This window comes from Arthrobacter sp. C152 (assembly GCF_054890965.1).
In genome coordinates, this window is the sequence record NZ_JBTZSU010000027.1 from 33,391 (window position 1) to 58,851 (window position 25,461).

32 protein-coding genes are annotated in these 25,461 nt (G+C 67.0%); 22 read left to right on the plus strand and 10 right to left on the minus strand.

Annotation, left to right across the window (positions count from 1 at the left end; all coding sequences use genetic code 11):
* Positions 1-5: 5 nt before the first annotated feature.
* Positions 6-593 carry an adenylate kinase gene (locus ACYSM9_RS16245; protein WP_461857991.1) on the minus strand — a complete coding sequence of 196 codons (588 nt, stop codon included), beginning with the start codon at positions 591-593 and terminating at the stop codon, positions 6-8.
* A gap of 292 nt (positions 594-885) precedes the next feature.
* Between ACYSM9_RS16245 and ACYSM9_RS16250 the strand changes: the two genes are divergently transcribed.
* From ACYSM9_RS16250 to ACYSM9_RS16280, 7 genes are all read left to right on the plus strand, one after another.
* The gene (locus ACYSM9_RS16250) at positions 886-1,629 is read left to right on the plus strand and encodes an ANTAR domain-containing protein (RefSeq protein WP_461857992.1); all 744 of its coding nucleotides are present in this window, start codon (positions 886-888) and stop codon (positions 1,627-1,629) included.
* 69 nt (positions 1,630-1,698) lie between these two features.
* A complete protein-coding gene (locus ACYSM9_RS16255; protein ID WP_461857993.1) occupies positions 1,699-2,103 on the plus strand; it encodes a response regulator transcription factor in 405 nt (134 codons plus the stop codon).
* 22 nt (positions 2,104-2,125) lie between these two features.
* Complete coding sequence (locus ACYSM9_RS16260; RefSeq protein ID WP_461857994.1) at positions 2,126-3,079, plus strand: phosphodiester glycosidase family protein; 954 nt, start codon at positions 2,126-2,128, stop codon at positions 3,077-3,079.
* A gap of 8 nt (positions 3,080-3,087) precedes the next feature.
* Positions 3,088-4,173 carry a GtrA family protein gene (locus ACYSM9_RS16265; RefSeq protein ID WP_461857995.1) on the plus strand — a complete coding sequence of 362 codons (1,086 nt, stop codon included), beginning with the start codon at positions 3,088-3,090 and terminating at the stop codon, positions 4,171-4,173.
* 75 nt (positions 4,174-4,248) lie between these two features.
* On the plus strand, positions 4,249-4,878 hold the full coding sequence (locus ACYSM9_RS16270) for a DUF4956 domain-containing protein (RefSeq protein WP_461857996.1): 630 nt from the start codon (positions 4,249-4,251) through the stop codon (positions 4,876-4,878).
* Entirely contained in the window at positions 4,875-5,669 is a 795-nt protein-coding gene (locus ACYSM9_RS16275; protein ID WP_461857997.1) for a polyphosphate polymerase domain-containing protein, read from the plus strand. The genes ACYSM9_RS16270 and ACYSM9_RS16275 overlap by 4 nt, the downstream gene beginning before the upstream one ends.
* Before the next feature lie 44 nt (positions 5,670-5,713).
* Positions 5,714-7,285 carry a carbohydrate-binding domain-containing protein gene (locus ACYSM9_RS16280; protein WP_461857998.1) on the plus strand — a complete coding sequence of 524 codons (1,572 nt, stop codon included), beginning with the start codon at positions 5,714-5,716 and terminating at the stop codon, positions 7,283-7,285.
* Between the two features lie 60 nt (positions 7,286-7,345).
* Here ACYSM9_RS16280 and ACYSM9_RS16285 read toward each other — a convergent pair whose 3' ends face one another.
* A complete protein-coding gene (locus ACYSM9_RS16285; RefSeq protein ID WP_461857999.1) occupies positions 7,346-8,182 on the minus strand; it encodes an alpha/beta fold hydrolase in 837 nt (278 codons plus the stop codon).
* A 133-nt stretch (positions 8,183-8,315) separates the two neighbouring features.
* Between ACYSM9_RS16285 and ACYSM9_RS16290 the strand changes: the two genes are divergently transcribed.
* Both ACYSM9_RS16290 and ACYSM9_RS16295 read left to right on the plus strand, forming a co-directional pair.
* The gene (locus ACYSM9_RS16290) at positions 8,316-8,693 is read left to right on the plus strand and encodes an ArsR/SmtB family transcription factor (protein ID WP_461858000.1); all 378 of its coding nucleotides are present in this window, start codon (positions 8,316-8,318) and stop codon (positions 8,691-8,693) included.
* Between the two features lie 203 nt (positions 8,694-8,896).
* The gene (locus tag ACYSM9_RS16295; protein ID WP_461858023.1) at positions 8,897-9,754 is read left to right on the plus strand and encodes a cation diffusion facilitator family transporter; all 858 of its coding nucleotides are present in this window, start codon (positions 8,897-8,899) and stop codon (positions 9,752-9,754) included.
* Positions 9,755-9,765: 11 nt separating this feature from the next.
* Here the strand turns inward: ACYSM9_RS16295 and ACYSM9_RS16300 are convergent, their stop codons facing one another.
* From ACYSM9_RS16300 to ACYSM9_RS16310, 3 genes are all read right to left on the minus strand, one after another.
* Entirely contained in the window at positions 9,766-10,917 is a 1,152-nt protein-coding gene (locus ACYSM9_RS16300; protein ID WP_461858001.1) for a fatty acid desaturase family protein, read from the minus strand.
* Positions 10,918-10,930: 13 nt separating this feature from the next.
* Entirely contained in the window at positions 10,931-12,028 is a 1,098-nt protein-coding gene (locus ACYSM9_RS16305) for a ferredoxin reductase (RefSeq protein ID WP_461858002.1), read from the minus strand.
* A gap of 238 nt (positions 12,029-12,266) precedes the next feature.
* The gene (locus ACYSM9_RS16310) at positions 12,267-13,292 is read right to left on the minus strand and encodes an LLM class flavin-dependent oxidoreductase (RefSeq protein ID WP_461858003.1); all 1,026 of its coding nucleotides are present in this window, start codon (positions 13,290-13,292) and stop codon (positions 12,267-12,269) included.
* Positions 13,293-13,346: 54 nt separating this feature from the next.
* Here ACYSM9_RS16310 and ACYSM9_RS16315 point away from each other — a divergent pair, with 54 nt between their 5' ends.
* The 3 genes from ACYSM9_RS16315 to ACYSM9_RS16325 are packed head-to-tail and all read left to right on the plus strand — an operon-like array spanning position 13,347 to position 14,467.
* Positions 13,347-13,706: a YnfA family protein gene (locus tag ACYSM9_RS16315; RefSeq protein WP_461858004.1), complete on the plus strand. Its 360-nt coding sequence runs from the start codon at positions 13,347-13,349 to the stop codon at positions 13,704-13,706.
* 20 nt (positions 13,707-13,726) lie between these two features.
* Positions 13,727-14,131, plus strand: a complete 405-nt coding sequence (locus ACYSM9_RS16320) for a YidH family protein (protein ID WP_461858005.1) — start codon at positions 13,727-13,729, stop codon at positions 14,129-14,131.
* A 3-nt stretch (positions 14,132-14,134) separates the two neighbouring features.
* Entirely contained in the window at positions 14,135-14,467 is a 333-nt protein-coding gene (locus tag ACYSM9_RS16325) for a DUF202 domain-containing protein (RefSeq protein ID WP_461858006.1), read from the plus strand.
* 37 nt (positions 14,468-14,504) lie between these two features.
* Here ACYSM9_RS16325 and ACYSM9_RS16330 read toward each other — a convergent pair whose 3' ends face one another.
* Positions 14,505-14,903: a hypothetical protein gene (locus tag ACYSM9_RS16330; protein WP_461858007.1), complete on the minus strand. Its 399-nt coding sequence runs from the start codon at positions 14,901-14,903 to the stop codon at positions 14,505-14,507.
* Between the two features lie 85 nt (positions 14,904-14,988).
* On the opposite strand from ACYSM9_RS16330, the gene ACYSM9_RS16335 reads away from it, so the two are divergent.
* The 3 genes from ACYSM9_RS16335 to ACYSM9_RS16345 all read left to right on the plus strand — a co-directional run bounded on the left by ACYSM9_RS16335 (position 14,989) and on the right by ACYSM9_RS16345 (position 17,753).
* Positions 14,989-15,222, plus strand: coding sequence for a DUF2630 family protein (locus ACYSM9_RS16335; RefSeq protein ID WP_461858008.1), 234 nt, complete (start codon positions 14,989-14,991; stop codon positions 15,220-15,222).
* 81 nt (positions 15,223-15,303) lie between these two features.
* A complete protein-coding gene (locus ACYSM9_RS16340; RefSeq protein WP_461858009.1) occupies positions 15,304-16,098 on the plus strand; it encodes a carbon-nitrogen hydrolase family protein in 795 nt (264 codons plus the stop codon).
* A gap of 320 nt (positions 16,099-16,418) precedes the next feature.
* Positions 16,419-17,753 (plus strand): ammonium transporter, encoded by a 1,335-nt coding sequence (locus ACYSM9_RS16345; RefSeq protein WP_461858010.1) that lies wholly within the window; start codon positions 16,419-16,421, stop codon positions 17,751-17,753.
* A gap of 57 nt (positions 17,754-17,810) precedes the next feature.
* On the opposite strand, the gene ACYSM9_RS16350 is transcribed toward ACYSM9_RS16345, so the two are convergent.
* The gene (locus ACYSM9_RS16350; RefSeq protein ID WP_461858011.1) at positions 17,811-18,437 is read right to left on the minus strand and encodes a PadR family transcriptional regulator; all 627 of its coding nucleotides are present in this window, start codon (positions 18,435-18,437) and stop codon (positions 17,811-17,813) included.
* 176 nt (positions 18,438-18,613) lie between these two features.
* Between ACYSM9_RS16350 and ACYSM9_RS16355 the strand changes: the two genes are divergently transcribed.
* From ACYSM9_RS16355 to ACYSM9_RS16365, 3 genes are all read left to right on the plus strand, one after another.
* Positions 18,614-20,791, plus strand: a complete 2,178-nt coding sequence (locus ACYSM9_RS16355) for a transglycosylase domain-containing protein (RefSeq protein ID WP_461858012.1) — start codon at positions 18,614-18,616, stop codon at positions 20,789-20,791.
* Between the two features lie 90 nt (positions 20,792-20,881).
* Complete coding sequence (locus ACYSM9_RS16360) at positions 20,882-21,379, plus strand: DUF2975 domain-containing protein (protein WP_461858013.1); 498 nt, start codon at positions 20,882-20,884, stop codon at positions 21,377-21,379.
* Positions 21,379-21,597: a helix-turn-helix domain-containing protein gene (locus tag ACYSM9_RS16365; protein ID WP_461858014.1), complete on the plus strand. Its 219-nt coding sequence runs from the start codon at positions 21,379-21,381 to the stop codon at positions 21,595-21,597. The genes ACYSM9_RS16360 and ACYSM9_RS16365 overlap by 1 nt, the downstream gene beginning before the upstream one ends.
* Positions 21,598-21,677: 80 nt before the next feature.
* Here ACYSM9_RS16365 and ACYSM9_RS16370 read toward each other — a convergent pair whose 3' ends face one another.
* From ACYSM9_RS16370 to ACYSM9_RS16380, 3 genes are all read right to left on the minus strand, one after another.
* The gene (locus ACYSM9_RS16370) at positions 21,678-22,271 is read right to left on the minus strand and encodes a DnaJ family domain-containing protein (protein WP_461858015.1); all 594 of its coding nucleotides are present in this window, start codon (positions 22,269-22,271) and stop codon (positions 21,678-21,680) included.
* 67 nt (positions 22,272-22,338) lie between these two features.
* On the minus strand, positions 22,339-22,836 hold the full coding sequence (locus ACYSM9_RS16375) for an SRPBCC family protein (RefSeq protein ID WP_461858016.1): 498 nt from the start codon (positions 22,834-22,836) through the stop codon (positions 22,339-22,341).
* Positions 22,837-22,897: 61 nt separating this feature from the next.
* Positions 22,898-23,629 carry a GAF and ANTAR domain-containing protein gene (locus ACYSM9_RS16380; RefSeq protein WP_461858017.1) on the minus strand — a complete coding sequence of 244 codons (732 nt, stop codon included), beginning with the start codon at positions 23,627-23,629 and terminating at the stop codon, positions 22,898-22,900.
* A gap of 278 nt (positions 23,630-23,907) precedes the next feature.
* Here ACYSM9_RS16380 and ACYSM9_RS16385 point away from each other — a divergent pair, with 278 nt between their 5' ends.
* The 4 genes from ACYSM9_RS16385 to ACYSM9_RS16400 all read left to right on the plus strand — a co-directional run bounded on the left by ACYSM9_RS16385 (position 23,908) and on the right by ACYSM9_RS16400 (position 25,328).
* A complete protein-coding gene (locus ACYSM9_RS16385; protein ID WP_461858018.1) occupies positions 23,908-24,159 on the plus strand; it encodes a hypothetical protein in 252 nt (83 codons plus the stop codon).
* A gap of 74 nt (positions 24,160-24,233) precedes the next feature.
* A complete protein-coding gene (locus tag ACYSM9_RS16390; protein ID WP_461858019.1) occupies positions 24,234-24,800 on the plus strand; it encodes a GAF domain-containing protein in 567 nt (188 codons plus the stop codon).
* Positions 24,775-24,924, plus strand: a complete 150-nt coding sequence (locus ACYSM9_RS16395; RefSeq protein ID WP_461858020.1) for an ANTAR domain-containing protein — start codon at positions 24,775-24,777, stop codon at positions 24,922-24,924. The genes ACYSM9_RS16390 and ACYSM9_RS16395 overlap by 26 nt, the downstream gene beginning before the upstream one ends.
* A gap of 230 nt (positions 24,925-25,154) precedes the next feature.
* Entirely contained in the window at positions 25,155-25,328 is a 174-nt protein-coding gene (locus tag ACYSM9_RS16400; protein ID WP_461858021.1) for a hypothetical protein, read from the plus strand.
* Positions 25,329-25,461: the final 133 nt, after the last annotated feature.

A 25,461-nucleotide genomic window follows, 5' to 3' on the forward strand; every position in this document is an offset into this window, starting at 1 on the left:
CCCGGTCAGGCCCGCGGGGAGGCCAGGAACTTTTCGACGGCGGCGATGGCAAGTCCCGTAATGTCCCCGGGATCGCCGCTGCCGTTGACGGAGACCAGGATGCCCCGGCCCGCGTACACCGAGACTACTTCATGGGTCTGGCGGTGGTAGAGGTCCAGGCGGCGCCGGAAGACTTCGACGGTGTCATCCGTGCGCCCCTGCTCCCGCGCGCGGCGGAGCATGCGCTCCTCCAGTTCCGCGTCGGGGGCCTGCAGTTCAATGACGGCGTCCAGCACGCACCCTTGGGAGGCGAGCAGGTTGTCCAGTTCAGCCACCTGGAGCGCCGTCCGGGGATAACCGTCGAGCAGGAAACCGGACCGGGCATCGCCGTCCAGGAGCCGGTCCTTCACCAGGGCGTTGGTGAGGTGGTCCGGGACGAAGTCGCCGCCGTCGAGGTATTTGGCCGCCTGGTTTCCGAGCTCCGTCTCCCGGCTGACGTTGCTCCGGAAGATTTCGCCGGTGGACACCGCGGGGATCCCGAAATGCCGGGCGAGGTGTTCGGCCTGGGTTCCCTTGCCGGAGCCCGGGGGGCCGATGATGAGCAACCTGGTCATGTTCTACGTCCCTCCGCGGCGCGGCAGCCAGCGTCCCGGCCCGGCTGCGGCGCCGGTGCCTGCTTCATTGTGCCGGTTTCCACGTGCCGGGCGCCAGCACGCGGCGGTGCCGGGGACAGGCTATATGACGTTCCGGCCCGTGCGGGGATGTATATACTCTGGTTATCGGTTTAGCAGCAGGCCGTTGGAAAGTTCGTCGATCCAGCGACCAGCACCGGTTCCCCGTCCAACGGCCGGGGGCCTTTGTGCGTTGCCGGCTCGTTTTGACCTGAGCGAATGGCACCAGAAAACCGTGGCCAGCGAGTCAACAGCAAAACCCGATACATCCATTACAGAGCACCTGCACGAACTGGTCCTCAACAGCTCCGACGTTGAGGACTTCCTGAATGAGCTGGCGCAGGTCTCTGCGCGCAACCTTTCCGATCCCGGCGACGAAATGCTCTGCGCCATCACCCTGCTCCGGCAGCGCAAGGCCGCCACCGTTGCCAGCAGCAGCAAGGACGCCGAATCCATCGGCCGCCTTGAGCACAGGTTCGCCGAAACGCCCAGCATGACTGCCTCCAGCGCTCAGGAGACCGTCCACGCCCCGGACCTGGCCGCGGACGGACGCTGGCCGGAGTACACCGCGGCCGCTGTGGCGCAGGGCGTCTGCTCCGTGGCGGCGCTCCCCTTCCGGCTCGAGGGGGAAACCAAGGCAGCGCTGCTGCTGTACTCCCGCCGCGCTCACCGTTTCGAAGGCCGCATCCTGGACTTCGCCAAGGATTTCGTCAACCAGACGTCGCTGGCGCTGCGGCTGGCCGTGCGGTTCGCCCATTACAGCGAGACGGCCGCCAACCTGCGCGCCACCCTCGAGTCCAGGACCGTCATCGACATGGCGGTGGGCATCATCATGGCGCAGAACCGCTGCAGCCAGCAGGACGCTTTCGACATCCTGAAGACGGCGTCGAGCACCCGCAATTCCAAGCTGCATGACGTAGCCGCTGCGGTGGTCCATTCCCTGGGCCAGGGACCGGTCCGTACACATTACGACGGCTAGGTCACCGTTCCCGCGAAAGGGCATGGGCGGCGGTAGACTGATGCCAAATTTTCGGCCTGGGGGGCTTTGATGGAACAGCGTGTTTGCCTTGTGGTGGAGGACGACGACGATATCCGCGCACTCATTGCGACGGTCCTTGCCAGGGCAGGGTTTGAGGTCAGGACCGCGGCCACCGGCGGCGAGGGCATCGCGGCAGCCGCCGATCCCGCCGTGGCGCTGGTCACCCTGGACCTGGGCCTGCCGGACATGGACGGGCACATCGCGGCGCGCGCCATCCGTGCGCTGAGCACCGCGCCCCTGCTCTTCCTCACGGCACGCTCGGAGGAAGACGACGTTCTGGCCGGCATGGCATCCGGAGCCGCCGCCTACCTCACCAAGCCCTTCCGGCCCGGCGAGCTCAGGGAACTTGCCGAACAGCTGTGCCCGGCAGGGGTTTCACAGGAGCCTCATATCCAAGGCAAACCGCTGCACTAAGTTGGCTGCCTAGAAATGAGGCATGACACTCCAGCAGCCAACACCACGTAAACCCCGGCGCCTCCGCCGGGCCGTCGTCGCCGGGGCGGTGGCGCTCACGCTGTCCGCCGGAGGCGCCACGGCCTGGGCCCTCGACCGGTTCGTCGTCCCGCACGTGGAGATCTCCGATGTCTCCGCCTACCAGGCCAGCCAGGCCGGCACGTCGCCAGGTACGACGACGGGCACCACCACGGAGACGTCCTACGTCTCCGGTTCCTCCAACATCTCAATTTCCACGGTGACCACGGGCAGCGGTGACAGCACGGTCACCTACTACGTTGCCGACGTCGTCCTCAGCGACGCCACCACGCTCCAGTCCGCCTTCGCCAACGACAGTTTCGGTGAAAACATCACCGAGACCACCTCAGCCATCGCGGCGGCCAACAACGCGGTCTTCGCCATCAACGGCGACTACTACGGCTTCCGCGACACCGGCATCGTCATCCGCAACGGGGTGGTGTTCCGCGACGAAGGCGCCAGGCAGGGCCTTGCCTTCTACCGCGACGGCACGGTCAAGGTCTACGACGAAACCACCACCACCGCGGAGCAGCTGGTGGCCGATGGCGCCTGGAACACCCTCTCCTTCGGCCCCTCCCTGCTGGACAACGGCCAGGTCGCGGCGGGCATCGAGGACGTGGAAGTGGACACCAACTTCGGCAACCACTCCATCCAGGGCGAACAGCCGCGCACCGCCGTGGGGGTCATCGATGACAACCACCTGGTGTTCGTGGTGGTGGACGGCCGCAGCCCCGGCTACAGCGCCGGCGTCACCATGACCGGACTCGCCGAAATCATGCAGGGCCTGGGCGCCACCACCGCGTACAACATCGACGGCGGCGGCTCCTCCACCATGTACTTCAACGGCGCGCTGGTGAACAATCCACTGGGCCAGAACAAAGAGCGCGGCACCTCCGACATCCTCTACATCGCGCAGTAGGGCCGGCCATGATCATCCTGATTCCGGCCTACGAGCCGGACCAGCAGCTGCCGGGCCTGATCCGCAGGATCCGGAGCGCCGAACGCGCAGTGCACGTCGTGGTGGTGGATGACGGCAGCGGTCCGGCGTTCCGCGACGTGTTCGACGACGTCCGGGGCCTTGGCTGCCACGTGGTCGGTTACGCCGGAAACCGCGGAAAGGGCTTTGCCCTCAAGGCCGGCTTCGGGTTCATCGCGGACAACCTGCCGGGGCACGACGTGGTCTGCGCCGACAGCGACGGCCAGCACACCGTGACGGACATCTTCCGCGTGGCCGGAGCCGTCCGGGAGAACCGGATGGCGCGGCGCTGGGAGGCCATGGTCCTGGGCAGCCGGAGCTTCACGGGGGACGTGCCGGCGCGCAGCCGCGTGGGCAACGCTGCCACCCGGATGCTCTTCGCCCTGGCCACCGGCGAGCGCATTCCGGACACCCAGACCGGGCTCCGCGGCTATCCGGCCGCCATGCTGCCGTGGCTCCGCTCGGTCCGCGGCGACCGGTACGAATACGAGCTGAACCTGCTGCTCGAAGCCGGGAACGCCGGGTTCTCGATCCAGTCCGTGGACATCGCCACGGTGTACCTGGACCATAACTCCGGATCACACTTCCGGCCACTGGCAGACTCCGCCAGGATCTACGCGCCGCTGCTGACGTTCCTGGCGTCCTCGTTCGCGGCCTTCCTGGTGGACACCGTGGTGTTCCTCCTGCTCACCGTGGCCATCGATTCCCTCCTCCTGGCCGTCATCGGCGCCCGGGCCGTGAGTTCGGCGGTGAACTTCCTGGTCAACCGCCACCTCGTGTTCGGGCGCGGCAGGGACAAGCCCGTCCGAGCCGCCGGGGTGGGCTACTTCGGCCTGGTGGCGGTCCTGCTGGCCGCCAACTTTGGCCTGGTCTGGGCCCTTGAAGCCGTGGCCGTGCCAGCGCTGCCCGCCAAGATCCTGGCCGAGGCAAGCCTCCTGGCCGTGAGCTTCGCCGTACAGAAGCGCTTCCTCTTCGCCGGACCTTCCCGCCCGGAAGCCGCCCGCCACGACAGCGGCCGCACTCATATTCCTGCCTAGGTTCCGGCACAGCACCCGCACAGTCTGCCCGGGCATCGTCATTACCAGAACATCGTTACCAGCCGGAGAAACCACATGAACACGCTCATCTTCATAGCCGCCGACCTCGCGGCCATCAGCATCCTGACCTTCGCCCTGTACCTGCGCCGGCACCGGCGCCGCGACCTGGTGGTCTCCTACCTCGGCATGAATGTCGGCGTCCTGGCTGTGGCCACCGCCCTCTCCGGTTCCGCCGCAGGCCTGGGGCTCGGACTGGGGCTCTTCGGCGTCCTGTCCATCATCCGGCTCCGCTCCACCGAGCTGTCGCAGCACGAGGTGGCCTATTACTTCTCCGCCCTCGCCCTGGGCCTCATCGCCGGGCTGGGCATCGAGCCGCTGTGGCTGACCGCCTCCCTCATGGGGCTGATCCTGCTGGTGATGTTCGTCGGCGACCACTCCCGGGTGCTGCCGGCGTACCGGCACCAGACCGTGATCCTGGACCGCGCCATCACCGAGGACGGCGAACTGCATGCCCGGCTCGAGGAGGTCCTGCACGGCAAGGTCCACGCCGCCACCGTCACCGAACTGGACCTGGTCAATGACAAGACGGTGGTGGACGTGCGCTACGCCTACCTCCCCTCGCGTCGCCCCGCCCCGGCCATGCCCGTGGCACCCGCCGGGCCGGCAATGACCACGGCCGGCCGCATCCCGGCAGGTGCGGCATGAGCGCCGTGGCATCCGCCGCCGTCGGGCCCCTCCGCTGCCTTCCTCCGGTCAGCCTGGCGGAGCTGAACGCCGAGGCCGCCCTCCAGACCCGCGTCGACCGCAAATACCTGGTTCCCCTGGACCTCGCCGGCCGGCTGCTGGCATCCACGGGCACGGACATGCTCGTGCTGGAAATGGACGGCTCCCGCAGCTTCGCCTACGACTCCGTCTATTTCGACACCGCCGGCCTGGACAGCTACCTGCTGGCCGCGCACGGCCGCCGGCGCCGGTACAAGATCCGGACCCGGACCTACCTGGACAGCGCAGTGAGCTTCCTGGAGGTCAAGACCGAGGGCTCGCGGGACGCAACGGTCAAGGAGCGCATCCCGTACCGGCCCGAGGACCGCGCCCGGCTCACCGCCGAAGGCCTGGAGTACATCCGTGAAACCCTGACGGGCTCCGGCAGCACCGTTCCCCGCCAGCCCCTGGAACCGGTACTGGAGACCCGCTACCACCGGACCACGCTCTACCTGCCCGGATCCGGCAGCCGGGCCACGGTCGACACCGGCGTGACCTGGCAGCGTCCCGGCCACCAGCCGTGGATCCTTCACGGCTGCGTCATCATCGAAACCAAGTCCGGGTCCGCGGCCGGCCCGCTGGACCGCCACCTCTGGGCAGCCGGGGTGCGGCCGTCCCGGATCTCCAAATTTGCCACCGGCATGGCGGCCCTCCGCCCCGGGCTCCCGGCCAACCGGTGGCACCGCACGCTGCGCCGCAGCATGGTGCTCCACCCCGCGCCGCAGGCAGCCTGACCCGCCACTCCCCATCCACGCTCCCCACTCACCAAGGAACCACCATGAAAAGACTTCGCTCCGCCCTGTCCGTCGCTGCCCTCGCCCTCTCGCTTGGCCTGGCAGGCTGCGCCGCCGGCACCGGCCCTTCGGCGACCGGCGTTTCCGCCTCCGGCGCAACCGCCGGCAGCTCGTCCACCACAGGCACCACCCAGGCCGTGGCCCTCGACACGCTGGCCCAGGACACCCATTTCGACGCCGACGACCTCACCTGGGAGACCGCCAGCGAAGTCGCCGTGACACTCGCGGACGGTGCCAGCACGGTCACCTCCGGTGCCTCGGACGCCGTGAAAGTCGACGGCGACACCGTCACCATCAGCGCCGCGGGCACCTACCGCCTCAGCGGGTCGCTCAGCAACGGCAGCGTGGTGGTGGCCGCCGGCGAGAAGGACACCGTACGCATCATCCTGGACGGGGCAAGCATCTCGAACTCCAGCGGCTCGCCCTTCGTGGTCCAGAGCGCCGATGAAGCCATCGTCTACCTGGCGGACGGCACCAGCAGCTCACTGCACGACGCATCCAGCTACGCCGACCAGGGCACGGATGCTCCCAACGCGGCCCTCTATTCCAAGGCGGACCTGACTATCGCCGGCAGCGGCTCGCTCACCGTGGACGGGAGGTACAACGACGGCATCTCGTCCAAGGACGGGCTGGTCCTCGCGGCGGGGAACGTCACCGTCACCGCTGCTGACGACGGAATCGTCGGCAAGGACTACGCGGTACTGCTGGACGGCGCCTATCAGGTGACCGCCGGGGACGACGGCTTCAAGTCCGATAACGAGGACGACGAGGGCCGCGGCTGGGTCCTGCTCAACGGCGGCACGCTGAACGTCACGGCCGGGGACGACGGCGTCAAGGCCTACAACACCCTGACGATCGCCGGCGGCACCGCAACGGTGGCCAAGTCGGAAGAGGGCCTGGAGGCCCAGCACATCGTGGTGTCCGGCGGGACCACCACCGTCACGTCCAACGACGACGGCGTGAACGCCTCGGGTGGGTCGTCCACCTCCGGCGGGGGCGGCATGGGCGGCGGCATGGAGGTGGGTGACTACAGCGTCGACGTCACCGGCGGCCTGCTGACCATCAACTCCACCGGCGATGGCCTCGACTCCAACGGCAATGCCAGCATCTCGGGCGGCACCGTGGTGGTCAACGGCCCCACCGCCAACAACAACGGCGCCCTGGACGTCAACGGCGAGCTGACCGTGACCGGCGGGACCGTTGCCGCCGCCGGCAGCTCGGGGATGGTGGTAACTCCCAGCGACTCCTCCACCCAGTCGGGCGTCCAGGTGACCCTGGGTTCCTCGGTTCCGGCCGGAACCGTCATCCAGGTGGCCGACTCCGCGGGCAAGGTGGTGGCGGCGTTTACCACCACCAAGGCCGCGGCCTCGCTGGTGTTCTCCTCGACGGACATCGTCAAGGGCCAGCAGTACACCGTCTACACCGGCGGCACCGCCACAGGCGGGGCCGGGCTCGGACAAGGTTCCCTGGACGGCGCCAAGCAGGTGGGAACGGTGACGGCGGGCCAGTACACCGCGGCGCAGGGCCCCGGCGGTGGCGGCGGCCCCCGCTGGTGACCCCTGGACTTCCGGAAGAGTCCGGCGGCGGCGCGTGCCGCCGCCGGACTCTTCTCGTTCCTACTTGGTGAGGAAGGCGAGCAGCGCCTGATTGACCTCCGCGGCGTGCGTCCACAGCAGGCCGTGCGGGGCACCTTCAATTTCCACGTATTCGGCGCTCGGCAGCGCCTTGGCGAACAGCCGGCCGGTGGAATCGATGGGAAGGATGTTGTCCGCGGTGCCGTGCAGGATCAGCGCAGGAACGTCGATCTTCGGGATGTCCTGGCGGAAGTCCGTGAGCCAGGTGGGCTGGGCGGCCACCGAGGCCGTGGCGCCGGCGCTGGCCGCCAGGTTCCAGCTGGCGTTGACGGCTTCCTGGCTCAGGCGCGGGGTGCCCAGGAAGGTGTCGGAGTTGTAGAAGTTCTTGAAGAATTCCGTGAAGAAGGCGTAGCGGTCGGCCGTGACGGCTTCCTTGAGCCCGTCGAACACGTCCTGCGGGACACCGTCGGGGTTGTCATCGGTCTTGAGCAGGAACGGCTCCAGGGAACCGAGGAAGGCGGCTCGGGAGATCCTGGCAGAGCCGTAGTTGGACAGGTACCGGGCCACCTCTCCGGTTCCCATGGAGAAGCCCACCAGGACGGCGTCGCTGAGGTCCAGGGTGGTGAGCAGGGTGTTGAGGTCCTCGGCGAAGGTGTCGTAGTCGTAGCCTTCCGTGGGCTTGCTGGATTTGCCGAAGCCGCGCCGGTCGTAGGTGATGACGCGGTAGCCCGCGTCCAGGAGGGCTGCTGTCTGCTTTTCCCAGGACGAGCCGTCCAGGGGGTAGCCGTGGATCAGCACCACGGGCTGGCCCGAGCCGTGGTCCTCGTAGTAGAGCTCGATGTCGGTGCTGTTCTCGGTACCTACGGTGATGAAAGCCATCGCGGCGTATTCCTTTCGAGACTGATCGGGGCGGCCGGCAGGGGGTGCCTGCCCGCATAATTCCTACTCTAGGGGCCCTGGCAAGGGCCTGCGCGGTTACCGGAGGGCGTCCGTCTTATGTCATTATGTGCGTATGAATGCAGATAAGGATGCTTGCTCGCTGGGCACCGACAGCCAGTACGTGGAGCTGGCGGTGGAAGTGTTCTCCATGCTTGCCGACGCCACCAGGGTGCGCATCATCCTCGCCCTGCGCGGCGGCGAAATGGCTGTGGGCGCGCTGGCCGAAGCGGTGGGCAAATCCCCCGCCGCGGTATCGCAGCACCTGGCGAAGATGCGGCTGGCCAGGATGGTGTCCACCCGCCAGGACGGGACGCGTGTCCTGTACCGGCTGGAGAACGAACACGCGCGGCAACTGGTGGCCGATGCCATCTTCCAGGCAGAGCACGCCCTCGGCGGCGAACCGGCCCACCACCGCCTTCCCGGCAAAAGCGCAGAGAGGACCGCACAGTGAGCAATGCACACCACGGGTCAACGCACACCCACGACCACCATCCCCACGGCCATGAGCATGACCACGACCACGGGCACAGCCATGAGCATGGGCACAGCCACGACCACGACCACGACCATCACCACCACGGCGGCGTCAAGGGCTGGCTGTTCGAGCTTTTCGTTCCCCATACGCACGACGCCGCAGACTCCATTGACGACGCCATGGAGGCCAGCACCGAAGGCATCCGGGCCCTGAAGATCAGCATGTTCCTCCTGCTGGCCACCACCGTGCTGCAGTTCCTGGTGGTCCTGTTCAGCAGTTCCGTGGCACTGCTCGCCGACACCATCCACAACTTCTCCGACGCCCTGACGGCGGTGCCGCTCTGGGTTGCCTTCGTCCTGGGCCGCAAGGGGGCGAGCCGCCGGTACACGTTTGGCTACGGCCGGGCCGAGGACCTCGCCGGGCTGTTCATCGTGGCCGTGGTGGCCCTCTCCGCGGTCGTCGCGGGCTGGCAGTCGGTGGACCGGCTGATCAACCCGCAGCCGCTGCAGAACCTGGGATGGGTCATGGCCGCGGGAATCATCGGTTTCGCCGGAAACGAGGCTGTCGCCGTCTACCGCATCCGGGTGGGGCGCAGGATCGGTTCCGCGGCACTGGTTGCGGACGGAGTGCACGCCCGGACGGACGGCTTCACCTCGCTTGCCGTGGTGCTGGGAGCCGCGGGCGTCATGCTCGGTCTCCCGCTGGCGGACCCCATCGTGGGCATCATCATCTCGGCGGCGATCATGGTGCTGCTCTGGGGAACCGTCCGCAGCATCGGCCGGCGGCTGATGGACGGCATTGAACCAGAACTGCTGTCACGGGCACAGGCGGCCCTGGAGCAGACCCCCGGCGTCGTGTCGGTCCAGCGCCTCCAGCTGCGGTGGTCCGGCCACCGGCTGCAGGGCGCGGCGCACATCGTGCTCGCCGGGTCAGGCCTGGCGGAGGCGGAAGAGATCATCCACCAGGCGGACCACCGGCTGCGGCATGCGCTGCCCAAGCTGGACGATATGGTCCTCTCGCCCGGCCTGCAGCGGTAGCGCCCTTCCCTTTAGGGCAGGGCGAGCTTGAAGACCTTGGCCCAGGATGAACCGACCTGCTTGAGCAACGGGCCGGTGGTGTACTTCAGGCCGTAGCGCTGGCAGATCTCCCGGACCCTGGGTGCCACCTCGGCGTACCGGTTGGAGGGCAGGTCCGGGAACAGGTGGTGCTCGATCTGGTGCGAGAGGTTTCCGGTCATCAGATGCATGAACTTGGACCCTGAGATGTTCGCGGAGCCGATCATCTGGCGGACATACCAGTCGCCCCGGGTCTCCCCCTCCACCATCTCCTCGGTGAAGGTATCGGTCCCTTCGGGGAAGTGGCCGCAGAAGATCACGGCGTGGGCCCACACGTTGCGGATGGCGTTGGCGGCGATGGTGCCGAACAGGGCCTGTTTGGCGGAGCCGGTCAGCATGGCCAAGGCAGGGGTGGCGGCATAGTCCTTGGTGAACTGCGTGATCACCTTCCGGCCCAAGGCCTTGAGGTCCTTGAGCAGGGCTTCCTTGGACTTGGTCCCTTCCCGGTACTCGGTCAGTTCGAGGTCGTAGATGGCGATGCCCCACTCGAAGACCGGGGCCAGGATGGCGTTGAACAGCGGGTTGGCCAGGTTGATGGGCTTCCACGGCTGCTGCTCGTCCATGCGCAGCAGGTTGTATCCGACGTCGTTGTCCTTGCCCACCACGTTGGTCCAGCGGTGGTGCAGGTCGTTGTGGGTGTGCTGCCAGGACCGGGACGGGGTGACGAAGTCCCATTCCCAGGTGGTGGAGTGGATGTCCGGGTCCCGCATCCAGTCCCACTGGCCGTGAAGGATGTTGTGGCCGAGTTCCATGTTCTCCAGGATCTTGGCCAGGCTCAGGAGCGTGGTGCCGGTGACCCAGGCAGCCTTGTTCCTGCCGGCCAGGAGGGCGGCGCGGCCGGAGAGTTCCAGGCCGCGCTGGATCTTGATCATGCGGCGGATGTACGCGGCGTCCTCGGCACCGCGCTTGGCCAGCACCTCGTCACGGATGGCGTCCAGCTCGCGGCCAAGCTCTGCCACCTGCTCGTCGGTGAGGTGCGCTGCGGCGGGCGGCCGGACGGTGGGGCTGCCGGATTCGGCCAGCTTGCCGGGACGCGTCCTTGAGTTTCCGGCGGGCTTGGTTTCTGCGGGTGAGATGACAGACATACGGTACTGCTCCTCAGAGTTCGAGGTTGACGGGTCCGGCGGCTGCCGAGACACACGTTTGGATCAGTTGGCCGGGCTCGCCATGGATTTCCCCGGTGCGGAGGTCGCGGACCTGCCCGGCCAGGAGCGGGGTGAGGCAGCTGTGGCAGATACCCATGCGGCAGCCGCTGGGCATCAGCACCCCGGCGTCCTCGCCGACATCGAGGATGGGCGTATCGCCGTCGGCCTCCACCTCGCGGTCGGAGGCTTCGAAGGTGACCAGGCCGCCGTCGTGCCCCACGCCCGCGGCGAAGGTGGTGTTGAAGCGTTCGATCATGAGGTTGCCGGGGTCTCCGGCGACGGCGACGTCGGTTCCGGGCGCGCGCGTGGTCAGGGCCGCACGCTTCCACAGCGCCTCGGCGTCGTCCAGGAAGCTGTCAGGCCCGCAGGCGTACGCTGCCCGTTCCCTCCAGTCGGGGCAGATCTCGTCCAGCTGGGCGGTGTTGGTCAGGTCCATGCGGCCCTGCTCGCCGGTGAACCAGTGGGCCAGCCGGAAGTTGGGGAACTGGTCGGCAAGTTCGGCCAGTTCTTCGCGGAACAGGCTGTCGCCGGGGGTGCGGGCCGAATGGACCAGCACGACGTCGGCATCGGGGCGCCGCGGCACGAGGGTGCGGATCATGGACATTACCGGGGTAATGCCGCTGCCGGCCGTGACCATCAGCAGCGGCCGGGGGTGCTCCGGAAGCACGAAGTCGCCCTGCGGGGGCGCCAGGAAGAGGACGTCGCCGGGGCGGGTGGTGCGCACCAGTGTGCCGGAGACGGCCCCGACGTCGGTGACGGTGATGGCGGGGTCCTTGCCGGCCGGGGCGCTGAGTGAGTAGGAGCGCCAGTGGCGGACGCCGTCGAGTTCGACGCCGATGCGCGCCCATTGTCCGGCAAGGTGCGCCTTCCAGCCGCGGCCGGGGCGGAAAAAGATCGTGGCTGACTGCGCTGTTTCCTGCACCACCCGGGTGACCACGCCGCGGAGCTGCCGGGCGGAGTAGACAGGGTTGAAGAGGGCAAGGACGTCTTCTGGAGCCAGGGGCGTAGTGAGCACTGAGGCCGCCTGGGCCAGCTGTCGTAGCCGGATCATGCGTTCAAGCCTAGGGCGGCGCGAGCCATATTTCTCTCTCTCCGTCACATGACCGTTCCGCAGTCACAGTGGGTTGGGCGCTAAGCCCCCAAAGCCGCACTTAAAGAGTAACGGCCCGCGCTTCCAGAGAGTTCCCGGACTGCTTTCGGCCCTGGTTGTTCCTACGTTCCACCCGTACCCATTCCCGGCCCGTTCCAACCTCCCGCTCCTTCCAGCCCGCTCATTTCTTCCATCCCCCTTATTTCGTCCAACCCAGGGCCGGGGCGATGAACGTGGCCACGTTGCCCAGGAGCTTGGCGTTGAAGTCGACGCCGAGCTGGTTGGGGACGGTGAGCAGGAGGGTGTCGGCGGACTGGACGGCGGTATCCGCGGCGAGTTGTTCGGCCAGCTGGTCGGGCGGCCCCACATAGCTCTTGCCGAACCGTGCCGTCAGTCCGTCGATGACGCCCACCTGGTCCCTGGCGTCGCGCAGGGCGCTGCCGGCGAAGTAGTAGTTGTCTTCGTCGTCCACGATGGGAAGGACGCTGCGGCTGACCGAAACGCGGGGGCTGCGCGCATGTCCCGCGGCAGCCCAGGCATCCCTGAAGAGCTGGATCTGCTCCGCCTGGAGCTCGTGGAACGGCACGCCGGTGTCCTCGGTAAGCAAGGTGGAGCTCATCAGGTTCATTCCGAGTTCCGCGGCCCAGACCGCGGTCTTGCGGGTTCCTGCACCCCACCAGATGCGCTCCGCCAAACCCTGTGACTGGGGCTGGACCGGCAGCAGCCCGGTGGCCCCGCCGGCGTACCGGGGGTCGGCTTCGGCAACGCCTGCACCGGTGATGGCCTTCCGGAAGTCCGCGGTGTGGCGGCGCGCCATGTCCGCATCGGTCTCCCCCTGCCGCGGACGGTAGCCGAACGCCGACGCGCCTTCCCGGGCAGTCTCGGGTGAGCCGCGGCTGATGCCCAGCTGCAGCCGTCCGCCGCTGATCAGGTCCGTGGCTGCGGCCTCCTCCGCCATGTAGAGCGGATTTTCGTAGCGCATGTCGATGACGCCGGTGCCGATTTCGATCCGGCTGGTGCGGGCGGCAATGGCGGACAGGAGGGGAAAAGGCGATGCCTGCTGGCGTGCGAAGTGGTGGACACGGAAGAAGGCCCCGTCCACGCCGAGTTCCTCGGCGGCGACCGCCAGTTCGATTCCCTGGAGCAGCGCGTCCGCCGCCGTCCTGGTGCGGGAGCCCTGGCCGGGCCCCCAGTGGCCGAATGACAAAAATCCGATGCGCTCCATACCAGCGCCAACCGCCGGGCGGCAGCCATCATTCCCGGCTGGGATGATGGCTTGGTGGATACCCCGGAAGAAACCGCCAATGTCTTCAAGACCGTCCTGCTGTTTGCCCTGGCGGCGGTGGCGGAAATCGGCGGAGCGTGGCTGGTGTGGCAGGCTGTCCGCGAGGGCAGGGACTGGTGGTGGGCCGGGCTGGGCGTCATCGCCCTCGGTGCGTACGGTTTCGTGGCCACCCTTCAACCGGATGCGCACTTCGGACGGATCCTCGCGGCCTACGGCGGTGTTTTTGTTGCCGGTTCGCTGGTGTGGGGCATCGCCTTCGACGGTTTCCGCCCGGACCGCTGGGACATTGCCGGTTCCCTGGTCTGCCTGCTGGGCGTGGCGGTGATCATGTTTGCGCCGCGGAGCGGGGCGTGACCCGCGGCTAGACTGGCCCCGTGACCAACAGCGAGCAGCCCACCCCGGCCGCGGGGCCGCCACCGCGCGGAAAAATCGCGCAGCGGCTTCTGCCGGGCGGCGAGGAACCGGACCCCCGCTTCACCCTTGCCAACGAACGGACCTTCCTCGCCTGGATCCGCACCTCGCTTGCGCTGCTGGCCGGCGGCATCGCCATTGAGGCGTTCACCTCGGGACTGTTCGTCGAATCTGTCCGGAAAGGCCTGGCGGTCCTCCTGCTCCTGCTGGGCATGATGCTCAGCGGCGGCGCAGCACTCCGGTGGCTTCGGGTGGAACGCAGCATGCGCGACAAGGCTCCCCTGCCCCTGCCGTTGTTTGTTCCCCTGCTGGCGGGGGCAGGCGCGCTGGCGGCCGCCGTCGTGCTGGTCTTTATCCTCTGGCGCTGATCTGTGGCAAACCGCGCGCCCAGTCCCCACGGCGATCCCGGCCTCCAGCCCGAGCGGACCGCTTTGGCGTGGGGCCGGACCATGCTGGCGCTGGTCACGGCGAGCGCCTTCTTCCTGCGCTGGCTCCCCACGTATGGGGCGCCCATCCTGATGCTGTTTGCCGTTTCAGCGGGCACGGCCCTGGGCATCTACCTCACCCAGCGGAGCCGTTACCGGCACAGGGCCCATGGCCTGGCAGGCGAAAGCATCGAAGCGGACGTTTCCGCAGTGCTCCTGACCGCCTTTGCCGGAGTGGCGCTGGGCGGCCTGGGAATTGTTGTGGTGCTGACCAGCTGAAGCCGTCCCAGCGGACGGCGCCCGGAAACCTGCACCCCTAGAACATCGGCAGCACGAAACCGCCCAGCAGCGCCACCGTGCCCATCGCAGTCAGGCAGCGGCCCAGCACGGACGCCGTCCTGCCGGCCTCTTCCGGCGCGGTGGACTGCCACTGGGTGGGACGCTTCGGGTGGTAGTAGATCGGCAAAGTGTCGCCCGGAACCATGTCTTTGATGTCGTACGGGGACATGGGCGCCTGGTGCACGGCGCCCCTGCGGTCGGACCACCGGAAGCCCACGCCGGTGCGGTCGGAATACACCACAGCCTCGGCCACATCCCACGGGTGCACGAACCGGCGCAGGAAACCTGTGTAGAAGAGCAGCGCGAGCCCGGCGGGCAGGCATAACCAGGTCACCATTTCCAGGATGGGACCTGCCATATCGAGCGCGGTGGGCATGAAGTTGATGGTACAGCGCGGGGGCTGGTGGCTTCAGCACCGACTACGTACGCTGAAGGGGACCGGACCGGACGAAGGGAACGCCATGAATGATGAGGATATTTTGACGCGCATCCAGGCCTTGGTGGAGGAAGAGCACTCGCTCCGCGAAAGCTCCGGCGGCGGGGTCCCCGACCAGGCCCGGCTCAGGCACGTCGAGGAAAGCCTGGACCAGTGCTGGGACCTGCTGCGCCAGCGCCGGGCGAAGAAGGACTCCGGCGAAAACCCCAACGACGCCGAGGAACGGCCCATCAGCGAGGTTGAAGGCTACCGGCAGTAGCTGTACCGAAAGCGTTCCAGGCGCCCGGTCCGGATACGGCCCGGGCGCCTTTTTCCGCGCACGACAGATCGGAGTTCTTCCATGCGCCTTGCAGTCGCCCAAATCATCAGCAGCGCCGACACCGCAGCCAACCTGGGGCTGGTCCGGGACTACGCCACGCAGGCCAAGGCGGCCGGTGCGCGCCTGGTGGTCTTCCCGGAGGCAACAATGCGGGCCTTCGGCCATTCCCTGAGGGACATTGCCGAACCCCTGGACGGGCCCTGGGCGGGTGAGGTCCGCAGAATCGCCAGGGAGCTGGACATCGTCATCGTGGCGGGAATGTTCACCCCCGGAAAGGACGGCCGCGTCCGCAACACGCTGCTGGTCACCGGCCCCGGAGTCGACACGTCCTACGACAAAGTCCACCTCTTTGACGCTTTCGGCTTCACGGAGTCGAAGACGGTGGATGCCGGCGACGCACCCGTGACATTTGAGCTGGACGGCACAGTGTTCGGCCTGGCCACCTGCTACGACGTCCGCTTCCCCGCGCTCTTCACCGCCAACGCCAATGCAGGGGCGCACGTCAACATCGTGTGCGCCTCGTGGGGCGCCGGCGAGGGCAAGGCCGAGCAGTGGGACCTGCTGGTGCGTGCCCGGGCGCTGGACAGCACCACGTTCGTGGTGGCCTGCGGCCAGGGCGATCCCGAAACCATCGGGGCCGGACCCGCCGGGACGGCACCCACCGGAATCGGCCACAGCGCCGTCATTTCTCCCTTGGGCTCCGCGCTGGTGGCACTGGGCGGGGAACCGGAACTCGCCGTCGTCGACCTTGATCCCGCAACCGTCCAGGACGTGCGGGCCACGCTGCCCGTGCTGGCGAACGCCCGCCGCTTCTAAAAGCGTGAGCTGCCGTTCACCGCTCCGAAACATTGGGAAAAAGGGCGTACGACGGCGGACCTCACCCTGGGTGCGGAGCGCGCCCCGGCGATTCAAGGGAATCGGCGGGACGGGGCAGCGCCGGGCAAGCGTCAGTGGGCGGCTGTTTACATTCCCGAAACACAGCTGACACGCGAACTTCACGCAGAACCCATTTGTGTAACGTGACCGCAACTTTAAGCGGCATTGGCTGAAACACGCCCCCCGAAAAATAGACGGCGGGGGAAATGCCAGGGGCCAGTCGGGCCCTAAGTCGAGTTCACGTTGCGAAGGGACCACCGGTGGAAATCACTGCCCAACATGTCTGGCTGATGATTTCAGCCGCGATGGTACTGCTGATGACCCCAGGGCTCGGCCTCTTCTACGGCGGCATGACCCGTGCCAAGGCTGCGCTGAACATGATCATGATGAGCTTCATCTCGGCAGGCATCGTCGGCGTCGTGTGGGTCCTTTACGGCTACTCCATGACCACCGGCGACGGCGTGCTCGGACTCTTCGGCAATCCCTTCACCAGCTTTGGGCTGCAGAACCTCATGGGCTCCCCAGAGCTCATCAAGGCCGGGTACAGCGCCACCTTCGCCATCATCACCGTGGCGCTGATCAGCGGCGCCATCGCGGACCGGGCGAAGTTCAGCGCCTGGGCCCTGTTCGTGCCCGTGTGGATCACCGCCATCTACTGCCCCCTCGCCTACATGATCTGGGGTGGCGGACTGATGAGCGCCGGCGGCGCGGTCACCGCAATCTTCGGCCAGGTCATCGACTTCGCCGGCGGCGCGGTCGTGGAAATCAGCTCCGGGACGGCAGCCCTTGTCCTGGCCATCATCGTGGGCCAGCGCCACGGCTTCGCCAAGGACCCCAACCACCGCCCGCACAACCTGCCCTTCATCATGCTGGGCGCGGCCATCCTTTGGTTCGGCTGGTTCGGCTTCAACGGCGGCGCCGCGACGAGCGCCGAGCAGGCCGGCCTGATCTGGATCAACACCCTGGTTGCCCCCGCCGCGGCCATGCTGAGCTGGCTTGTCACCGAAAAGATCCGCCACGGGCACCCCACCTCCCTGGGCGCCGCTTCCGGTGTTGTCGCCGGCCTCGTGGCCATCACCCCGTCCTGCGCCAACATCAGCCCGGTGGCCGCCATCGGCCTGGGACTGGTGGCCGGGGCAGCGTGCGCCGTGTTTGTCGACCTCAAATACCGCTTCGGGCTGGACGATTCCCTCGACGTGGTGGGCGTCCACCTCGGTGCCGGCCTCATCGGCACCCTGTCGCTCGGCTTCATTGCCCTCCCCGTGGACGGCCAGGGCGGCGGACTCTTCTACGGCGGCGGGGTGCAGCAGCTGATCGCCCAGACGGCCGCCGTCGTCATCACTTTGCTGCTGTCCGGCGTCGGCACCGCTGTCATCGCCCGCATCATCAACAAGACCGTGGGCTTCCGCGTCAGCCACGAGGCGGAGACTGCCGGCGTGGATCTTTCCGAGCACGCCGAGACCGCCTACGCCTTCGGCGAGATGGGCTCGGGCTTCAGCGCCCTTGGCCACATGCTGGGACACCACACGGCAGCGTCCGCCCAGACCCCTGCTGACCGTACGGAAAAGCACGCCAAGGAAGACTCCTTCGCCTAGGTTCCGGTTGGACGGTGCCGGACTGCAGGGCCCGTCCAACCGGTGTCCACGCCGGCTTCAGTCCGCAAGGATCTTGTAGAGGGCCCGGCGCGTCTCATCCATCTTTTCGATGGCTGCGGCGCGCTGCTCCTCGGTCACACCTGCCCGGAACTGGTGGATAGCGCCCATCAGTTTCGCGATGCTCTGGTGGAAGTCCCGGTCGGAGCTGTCCGGTTCCGCGTTCCAGGCGTTCTCCATTTCCTCGGCGTGCTCAGCCACGTAGGCCCTGCCCGCGTCCGTGAGCGCGAACTCCGTACCGCGGCCTTCACTGAGGGCCTCGATCAGCCCTTCGTCCACGAGCTGCTGGAGGGTGGGGTAAATGGACCCGGGGCTGGGACGCCACATGCCGCCGGTCTTTTCGGCGATGGTCTTGATCAGCCCGTAACCGTTCGAGGGTGCCTCCGCCAGAAGCGAGAGGATCGCAGCGCGGACATCGCCGCGGCTGGCGCGCCGCCCGCCGCGCCCGAACCCCGGACCGAAACCGGGGCCAAAGCCCGGCCCGAATCCGGGACCAAACCCAGGGCCGAAGCCGGGCCCAAATCCGGGGCCGCGGTGTCCATGCGGCCCCCGGCGTCCCCTCCCCCGCTCAAAGCGGCCTTTGCCGAATTCCGGGCCGGGATGCTTGTCGTCGAATATGCCTTTCATGGTGGCATCGTCCTTTCATCTTAGGTTCGCTGATGCCTTCAGCGATAGTTAACGATATGTCGGTAACTATCGCTGGTCAATAGCCTTTGCGTGACCAAATCCTGACCATCCACCCTCTGGAAGCCCCCCACCGCGCGGCGTATCCTGTTCACACCTGCCGAGCACGGGGGCGAAGAATGGCGAAGAAGAGCAAGCGCAGGGGCGGTTTTGGGGCCGCAATAGGACGGTTCCTCGGATTCCTTGCAGCAAGCGCACTGTGTGGCGTGCTGGCGGCCAGCCTGGTAGTGCCGGCGGTCGCGGCCGCGGGCCTGGGGGTCAGCACCTCAATCGGCTTCTTCGACAGCCTGCCGGCGGAACTGACGGTCCAGCCGCCGTCGCAAGCCACCAAAGTCCTCACCTCCGACGGCCAGCCAATCGCCACCTTCTATGCGGAGAACCGGGTACGGGTGCCGCTGGACCAGATGTCCCCCTTCATCAGGGACGCCATCGTCGCCATCGAGGACAGCAGGTTCTACGAACATGCCGGCGTGGACCCGCAGGGCATCCTGCGCGCGGTGGTCTCCAACCTGACCAAGGGCGGGCAGCAGGGCGCCTCGACCATCACCCAGCAATATGTCACCAACGTCCTCAACGAAGCCCAACTCTCGCAGGACAGGCCGGAGGAGGTGGTCCTCAGCGGACAAAAGAACCTGGGCGACAAACTGCGGGAAATGAAACTGGCCATCGCGCTGGAGAAGCAGTACACCAAGGACCAGATCCTCGAGGGCTACCTGAACATCGTCTTCTTCAACAGCGATGCGTACGGGATCGAAGCTGCCGCCCACTACTTCTTCAGCACCACAGCGAAGGACCTCACCCTCCCCCAGGCCGCGTTGCTCGCCGGGCTGGTCAACAGCCCCACCTTCTACAACCCGGCAACCAACCCGGACAAGTCGATCGTGCGCCGCAACCAGGTCCTGTCGGAGATGCTGCGCCTTCACAGGATCACCCAGGCCCAGCACGACGAAGCGGTGGCTACACCCATCGAACTGAAGATCACACCGGAACGCCAAGGCTGCGCCTACGCGGCCATGGCGCCGTATTTCTGCGACTACGTCTCCCACGTGATCCTGAACAATCCGGCGTTCGGGCAGAGTGAAACCGACCGCGAGCGGAAGCTGTACCGCGGCGGGCTTACCATCGTCACCACCCTGGACAGCAGGCTCCAGGCGGCGGCGCAGGCCCAGGTGGACGGGACCGCCGGGGCCAATCCGGACCACTGGGCGGCGTCACTGGTGACGGTGCAGCCGGGCAGCGGCAGAATCCTGGCCATGGCCCAGAACACCGTCTTCCTCCCGGAGCCCGGCAAGTTCGACACGAACCTGAACTTCAACGTGGATGCCAAGGACGCCCAGGGCAACGACCTCAACGGGGCCGGCGGCTTCCAGCCCGGGTCCACCATGAAACCGTTCACCTTTGCCGAGTGGCTGAACGAAGGCAAGCCGCTGACGGCCGAGGTTGACGCCTCGCGCAGGGTCTATCCCCTCGGCTTCCCGTGGAAGGACAGCTGCGGCAAGGTCCTCGGGGCCTACAGCACCGCACAGAACAATCCGACCCTGGGGGCTGCCGACGACCTGCAGAATGCCGAGGATGGATTCTACCGGCCCATGCCCGTCAATTACGGCCTCTACAACTCGATCAACACCGCCACCTTCGCATCGGCGGCGCAGCTTGATTTCTGCGGAATCCAGAAAATGGTGGACGCCGTTGGACTGCACAGCGGCCTCGACGGGGCCCCGATCAACATGCACCAGCTGGGCAACCTGCTGGGCGGCACCGGTGTCTCACCCCTCAACCTGGCCAACGCCTTTGCCACCTTCGCCACTGACGGCCGCTTCTGCGCGCCGATCGCGGTTCTGGAGGTCAAGGATGCCACCGGCGGAAAGCTGCCGGCACAGGTCCCGGAATGCCACGATGCCGTCAAGCCGGACGTGGCCCGCGGGGTCAATTCCGTGCTGCAGGATGTGCTGAAGAAGGGCTCCGGCGTCTGGATCAATCCGAAGGTCCACGACAAGGTGCCGACAGCGGCAAAGACCGGAACGTCGAACAACAACGGCTCCACGTGGGTGGTGGGCTACACGACCGGGATCGTCACCGCGTCCTTCTTCGGTGACGCACTTGAAGGCCAGAAACGCTCCGGGCAGAACGTGACCATCAACGGAACCTTCTACCCCCGCCTCGACGGCTACATGATCGCCGGTCCGCAATGGGCCAACTACATGCTCAAGGTGGCCCCGCTGTATCCTGCCGCCCCGTTCCCGCCACCCCCGGCGTCGATGATCGGGCCGAACCCGTCGCCCACCCCCAAGCCGTAGCCATGTGCGGGCGCCGGAGAAACTCCTGTGGACCGGTCAACACCGGAACTATCTATTGATTTTCGATAGATAATTAACGATTATTACTGCATGCCTATTGTTAGTCGATTGTTGATCCCGCTCCGCGCCCTCCTGGTGATGGTGTTCGCGGGGTCGCTGGTTGCGCAGTTCCTGTCGTTCCCCGGCCAATTTCTCTCCAGCGCCGGGGAGGGGACTGGGATGGACCCTTGGCGGTGGCCGGTCCTGTTGTTCTGGGAAGCGGAAGCCGTGTGCCTGCAGGTCGTCATTGCGTGCGTCTGGCATTTGCTGACCCTGGTCCGCCGCGACCGGATTTTTACCGCCGCCTCGATGCGGTGGGTGGACGTGATCGTGTGGGCGTTCGTTGTGGCGTGGCTGGTATTGGCCGTCTTTTCGGGGTCCATTGTCGCCTACATCTACTTCACGCCGGAATTGCGCGACCCGGGGGCGCCCATGGTCCTGATAGGCATCACGTTGATCGGTGCGGTGCTGGTTCTGCTGGTCGTGCTGATGCGCGACCTCCTGCGGCAGGCGACATCCTTGCGGTCCGACCTCGAAGGGGTGATCTGATGGCGATCGTGGTGCGCCTCGACGTGGAACTGGCCAAACGCAAGATGAGTGTCGGGGAGTTCGCCGACCGGGTCGGCATCACCCCGGCGAACATCGCCGTATTGAAGAACGGCCGGGCCAAGGCAATCCGCCTGAGCACCCTGGATGCGATGTGCCGGGTGCTTCAATGCCAGCCTGCCGACCTGTTGGAATGGGTGGATGACCCCTCCCGCCACTGACGGGGCCTGTCCGGGACGCAGTTGCAGGCGCGCCGGGACTGCGACGCCGTGCGCGGGCTTTTGAAGGCATCACACCGCTCCTAGCCCGCCCCTTTCCACAACCGCTGCCACCAGGACCGTTCGGGAGCAGGTTCCGGGACCGGCTCGGGGGTGCGCGCGGCCCGGCGCCGGCGCCAGCGCTCCACCTCGGCCTCCACGTCCCGCGGTTTGGTGACGACCGGCGGACCGCCCTGGAGCTGCCGGCGGGCGTCGATCACACGCCGGTTGAAGTCCTCCAGGATGTCGCGGACCTGCTGCTCGCTGTACTGCGCATCGAGTGTGGCGTCGAGTTCGGCGTCCTCCGTGCGGAGGAGGATCGCCGCCGGCCCCAGGCCGCTGATGTTCTCCCGCTGGATGAGGCCCTTGACCCACCAGTCGGGATCATACGATTCGCCAAGTCCGGGAATCGGTTTGCCCGCGTACTTGAGGTTGTCGAACTTCCCCTGCGCCATCGCGTCCCGGACAAGGTACTCCGCGCGGGCAGCGTCGCTGACCTTCCTGCGCTTCTCGCGCTCCTTCTCGTCAAGGGCCTCCAGGGCGGCCTCCTCTTCGGCACTGATGCCGGCGCCCCGGTAGGAACGGACCTCAGCCGCCCGTTCCAAGCGCTTCCGGAACTCCCCTGCCCCGCTGACCACAGCCTCCACCGCCCATCGACTCTTCCCTGAATTCCAGTATTCAGAAGCTGCCGGCGGCGATCAACGCTTAGGCATCAGCCGGCCCGGCGAGGATGCCGTCGATCTGCCCGAGGGCTTCCTTCATGCCTTCCTCCATGCCCATCTGCATGACCTGTTCCATCTGTCCCTCGGACTCGAACGCGGTCTGGATAGTCATGCGGGTGCGCTCCCCCAGGGGGTCGAGGGTGACCGTGGCGTGTGCGGCGCCGTACTCGTTTGTGGGGTTGCCGTCGCTGTCAGCGAATCCGTCGTTGAACTGCAGCTCCCGCTGGGGTTCGATGGACGTGAATTCCCACCAGCCGTGCCCCTTCTCCCCGCCGGGCCCGGTCATGTAGTAGGCGGCGCGGCCGCCCGGCACGAAGTCATGCGCATGGAATGTCGCAGGCCAGGTGGGCGGCCCCCACCAGCGCTCCAGCTGCCGCGGGTCCTCCCAGAGTTGCCAGACCCGCTCCACGCCGGCCTCGAACTCGGCCACCAGGGTGAGGCTCAACGCCTCCAGGTTCCTGTCCGAACTGATGACTGTCATGGCAATACGTTCCTAACCTTCAGTGGGAATCCGGGCCGTCCGGCAGGGGCGGCAGGGAACGCTACGCGTCGAAGTGGGTCTTGATGTCGGAGCCGGACAGCTGCTCGATCAGTTCCCTGGCGACGTCGCGCAACTTGCGGTTGCGGTTGCTGGACACTTTGGTAAGGATCGTCATGGCCTCCTCCTGCGAGCAGCGGTTCTGGGCCATGATCACCCCGCAGGCCAGGTTGATGGCGGTCCTGCTTTCAAGGGCGGCTTCCAGGTCATCGGCCCGGTTCTGCGCGCTGTTGATCCGGACGGAGAGGTGCAGCGTGTTGTGGGCGGCCGCGGCGAAGCCCACTGCCTTGTCGTAAACGTCGGGAATGAACACGCCGGGTTTCGTGGCGAAGAAGTTCAGCGCCGCCCTGGCATCGCCGGCGATTTCCAACGGCACGCCCAACGTACTGTGGACGTTGCGTTTGCCCAGTTCCCGGCAGTAGGTGGCCCACCGCGGATCCGAGGCGACATCGTCGATGAGCACAGGCGCCATCTCCCGGAGCGCCCTGATGCAGGGACCGTCACCCAGGGCCTGTTCCAGGTTGTCGAGCTCCAGCGCCCGGGCACTGCTGCCGGCCGCGGTGGCCGGCCGCCGCCGGAGTTGCAGGGTGACGGCGCATTCGATGTCGTCACCGGCAGCTTCAGACACCGCCGCGGCGGCCAGCCCTGAGAGGCCGGACAGGAATTCCAACGCGTTATCGGCTCCCACGAGGACTTCCTGCAGCTGTTGAATGGACTCGTTTTGGGCATTGGGCATGGGTTCATCCTACTGTCGGCGTTCCGGACAGCGGGCAGATTTTGTCCCGCCAATCCTTCCATCCATATGTCGGAGCGGACCGCCGAGGCGTACTGTCAGAGGTAGGAGATTTCGGGATAAGCGTTACGATCCGGAGGTTGAATGCCCGGGCCGCCTGCGTCGAGAGCAGGGGCCGCCAGCCAGGAGAAGCGAACCTCCAGGCGCGACAACGGATCGAGGCCGGATGGGCCAATGAATAACGCACCCACCATATCCACCCCCAACCCGGGCGTGCGGCCATGACCGCCGACTGGACCAGCGGCCCGGACCAGCAGCTGGCGGCCGACGCCGAACGCCGGGGAGCGGCGCAGCGCTTCCAAAATGCCCCGTTCCCGCTCACCAAGTTATGGACCTACTACTACGGCATCGGCGGCGACGTGGACGAGCTGTCCCTGGACGCCTATCTCCATGAAGCCCTGCACCTGCCGGCAGCACAGGTGGGCCTCATCACCACGGCCATGGCGGAACTGGCCGGGGGCGATGACCAGTGACAGGCGACGGCGGTCCGCCACAGGAGCCTGAAGGCCTGAAAGCGGCGACTGAAACGGAACAGTCACTACAGCACTTGGTCCTGGAGAGCCGCGACGTCAAAAGCTTCCTGACGGAACTGGCCCTGCTGGCCGCTGCCCGGCTGTCGCGTCCGGGGAACAGCGTCCATGCTGGCGTGACGGTGCTGCGGCGCAAGAAGCCGGAAGCCGTGGCCGCCAGCGATGGCGCCGCCACTGCCCTGGATGAGCTGCAGAACGGCTTTGGTGATGGCCCGTGCCTCACCGCCCTCAGGCAACGGTCCTCCATCCTGGTCACAGATCTTGCCGTCGAACCCCGGTGGGCGCCCTACGTCCGGGCGGCCCGGGAACGCGGTGTCGAATCCATCCTCGCCGTCCCCCTGGACCTCGCTGGCGACGCCGAGGCGGTCCTGAACCTGTACTCCGGGCGCAGCCACGGGTTTTCGGGAGAGGACATCACCACCGTGGAGGCGTTCGCCGGCCAGGCGGCCAGTTCGCTGCGCCTCATCCTGCGCATCGCGCAGCTCAGTGAAGTGCGTGAGGACCTCTCCGCCGCGATGCAGTCGCGCACGGGTGATCGACATGGCCGTGGGGGCCATCATGGCGGAGAACCGCTGCGACCGTAACACGGCGTTCAACATCCTCACCAAGGCCTCCAGCAGCAGGAACATCAAGCTTCGCGACGTTGCGGCGACGGTCATCACCTCCATTTCCGGGGAAGCCCAGATCACCACCCACTTCGACGAGTAGGCGCTGTGGCGCCGGTCACACGTGATGAGATTCACTCGCAATAAAAGGCGATTTGGTTGGGCCGGCCCTTGCCGCTTGGGCACTATGGAAGGAAGGGCGGTTAACTCCGCCTTGACATCCTGGTGACGCAATGAGGCCCACCGGTGAGCCACAGCCCACCGACGCCCCGGAGCGCGGACAGGCCGAACCCCGGCGCGGACTGCCGGACTGATGTAGGAAAGTACTGAACAATGACGTTTGACACTGCCAAATCCGTATCCCTGAAGATCTGGGACAGGGCCGCACTGCACGAAACCCTCGACTCGGCGATCAGCGACCTTTCAACCCGGCACAACACCACCACCTGCCGCATCGCCGTCACCTGCAGCGGCCCCAACACGTTCACGCTGAGCGTGCGGGGCTAAGGCGGCGCCCGGCTTCCGCCCAGGCCTTTCGGCATCTTCAGGGGAGCGGGGGGGGGGGGGGGGGGGGGGGGGAGAGGAGGCGGCAGGCTCCTTCTCCTACCCTTCCTCCGTGAAAAAAAGGAAGATCGCCCGG

What these genes read in the sequence shown, in the direction of transcription:
- ACYSM9_RS16245 (WP_461857991.1), bottom strand. Translation starts at nt 593, where the DNA reads ATGACCAGGTTGCTCATCATCGGCCCCCCGGGCTCCGGCAAGGGAACC.
- ACYSM9_RS16255 (WP_461857993.1), top strand. Translation starts at nt 1,699, where the DNA reads ATGGAACAGCGTGTTTGCCTTGTGGTGGAGGACGACGACGATATCCGC.
- ACYSM9_RS16260 (WP_461857994.1), top strand. Translation starts at nt 2,126, where the DNA reads ATGACACTCCAGCAGCCAACACCACGTAAACCCCGGCGCCTCCGCCGG.
- ACYSM9_RS16265 (WP_461857995.1), top strand. Translation starts at nt 3,088, where the DNA reads ATGATCATCCTGATTCCGGCCTACGAGCCGGACCAGCAGCTGCCGGGC.
- ACYSM9_RS16270 (WP_461857996.1), top strand. Translation starts at nt 4,249, where the DNA reads ATGAACACGCTCATCTTCATAGCCGCCGACCTCGCGGCCATCAGCATC.
- ACYSM9_RS16275 (WP_461857997.1), top strand. Translation starts at nt 4,875, where the DNA reads ATGAGCGCCGTGGCATCCGCCGCCGTCGGGCCCCTCCGCTGCCTTCCT.
- ACYSM9_RS16280 (WP_461857998.1), top strand. Translation starts at nt 5,714, where the DNA reads ATGAAAAGACTTCGCTCCGCCCTGTCCGTCGCTGCCCTCGCCCTCTCG.
- ACYSM9_RS16285 (WP_461857999.1), bottom strand. Translation starts at nt 8,182, where the DNA reads ATGGCTTTCATCACCGTAGGTACCGAGAACAGCACCGACATCGAGCTC.
- ACYSM9_RS16290 (WP_461858000.1), top strand. Translation starts at nt 8,316, where the DNA reads ATGAATGCAGATAAGGATGCTTGCTCGCTGGGCACCGACAGCCAGTAC.
- ACYSM9_RS16295 (WP_461858023.1), top strand. Translation starts at nt 8,897, where the DNA reads ATGGAGGCCAGCACCGAAGGCATCCGGGCCCTGAAGATCAGCATGTTC.
- ACYSM9_RS16300 (WP_461858001.1), bottom strand. Translation starts at nt 10,917, where the DNA reads ATGTCTGTCATCTCACCCGCAGAAACCAAGCCCGCCGGAAACTCAAGG.
- ACYSM9_RS16305 (WP_461858002.1), bottom strand. Translation starts at nt 12,028, where the DNA reads ATGATCCGGCTACGACAGCTGGCCCAGGCGGCCTCAGTGCTCACTACG.
- ACYSM9_RS16310 (WP_461858003.1), bottom strand. Translation starts at nt 13,292, where the DNA reads ATGGAGCGCATCGGATTTTTGTCATTCGGCCACTGGGGGCCCGGCCAG.
- ACYSM9_RS16330 (WP_461858007.1), bottom strand. Translation starts at nt 14,903, where the DNA reads ATGCCCACCGCGCTCGATATGGCAGGTCCCATCCTGGAAATGGTGACC.
- ACYSM9_RS16335 (WP_461858008.1), top strand. Translation starts at nt 14,989, where the DNA reads ATGAATGATGAGGATATTTTGACGCGCATCCAGGCCTTGGTGGAGGAA.
- ACYSM9_RS16340 (WP_461858009.1), top strand. Translation starts at nt 15,304, where the DNA reads ATGCGCCTTGCAGTCGCCCAAATCATCAGCAGCGCCGACACCGCAGCC.
- ACYSM9_RS16350 (WP_461858011.1), bottom strand. Translation starts at nt 18,437, where the DNA reads ATGAAAGGCATATTCGACGACAAGCATCCCGGCCCGGAATTCGGCAAA.
- ACYSM9_RS16355 (WP_461858012.1), top strand. Translation starts at nt 18,614, where the DNA reads ATGGCGAAGAAGAGCAAGCGCAGGGGCGGTTTTGGGGCCGCAATAGGA.
- ACYSM9_RS16360 (WP_461858013.1), top strand. Translation starts at nt 20,882, where the DNA reads ATGCCTATTGTTAGTCGATTGTTGATCCCGCTCCGCGCCCTCCTGGTG.
- ACYSM9_RS16365 (WP_461858014.1), top strand. Translation starts at nt 21,379, where the DNA reads ATGGCGATCGTGGTGCGCCTCGACGTGGAACTGGCCAAACGCAAGATG.
- ACYSM9_RS16375 (WP_461858016.1), bottom strand. Translation starts at nt 22,836, where the DNA reads ATGACAGTCATCAGTTCGGACAGGAACCTGGAGGCGTTGAGCCTCACC.
- ACYSM9_RS16380 (WP_461858017.1), bottom strand. Translation starts at nt 23,629, where the DNA reads ATGCCCAATGCCCAAAACGAGTCCATTCAACAGCTGCAGGAAGTCCTC.
- ACYSM9_RS16385 (WP_461858018.1), top strand. Translation starts at nt 23,908, where the DNA reads ATGACCGCCGACTGGACCAGCGGCCCGGACCAGCAGCTGGCGGCCGAC.
- ACYSM9_RS16395 (WP_461858020.1), top strand. Translation starts at nt 24,775, where the DNA reads ATGGCGGAGAACCGCTGCGACCGTAACACGGCGTTCAACATCCTCACC.
- ACYSM9_RS16400 (WP_461858021.1), top strand. Translation starts at nt 25,155, where the DNA reads ATGACGTTTGACACTGCCAAATCCGTATCCCTGAAGATCTGGGACAGG.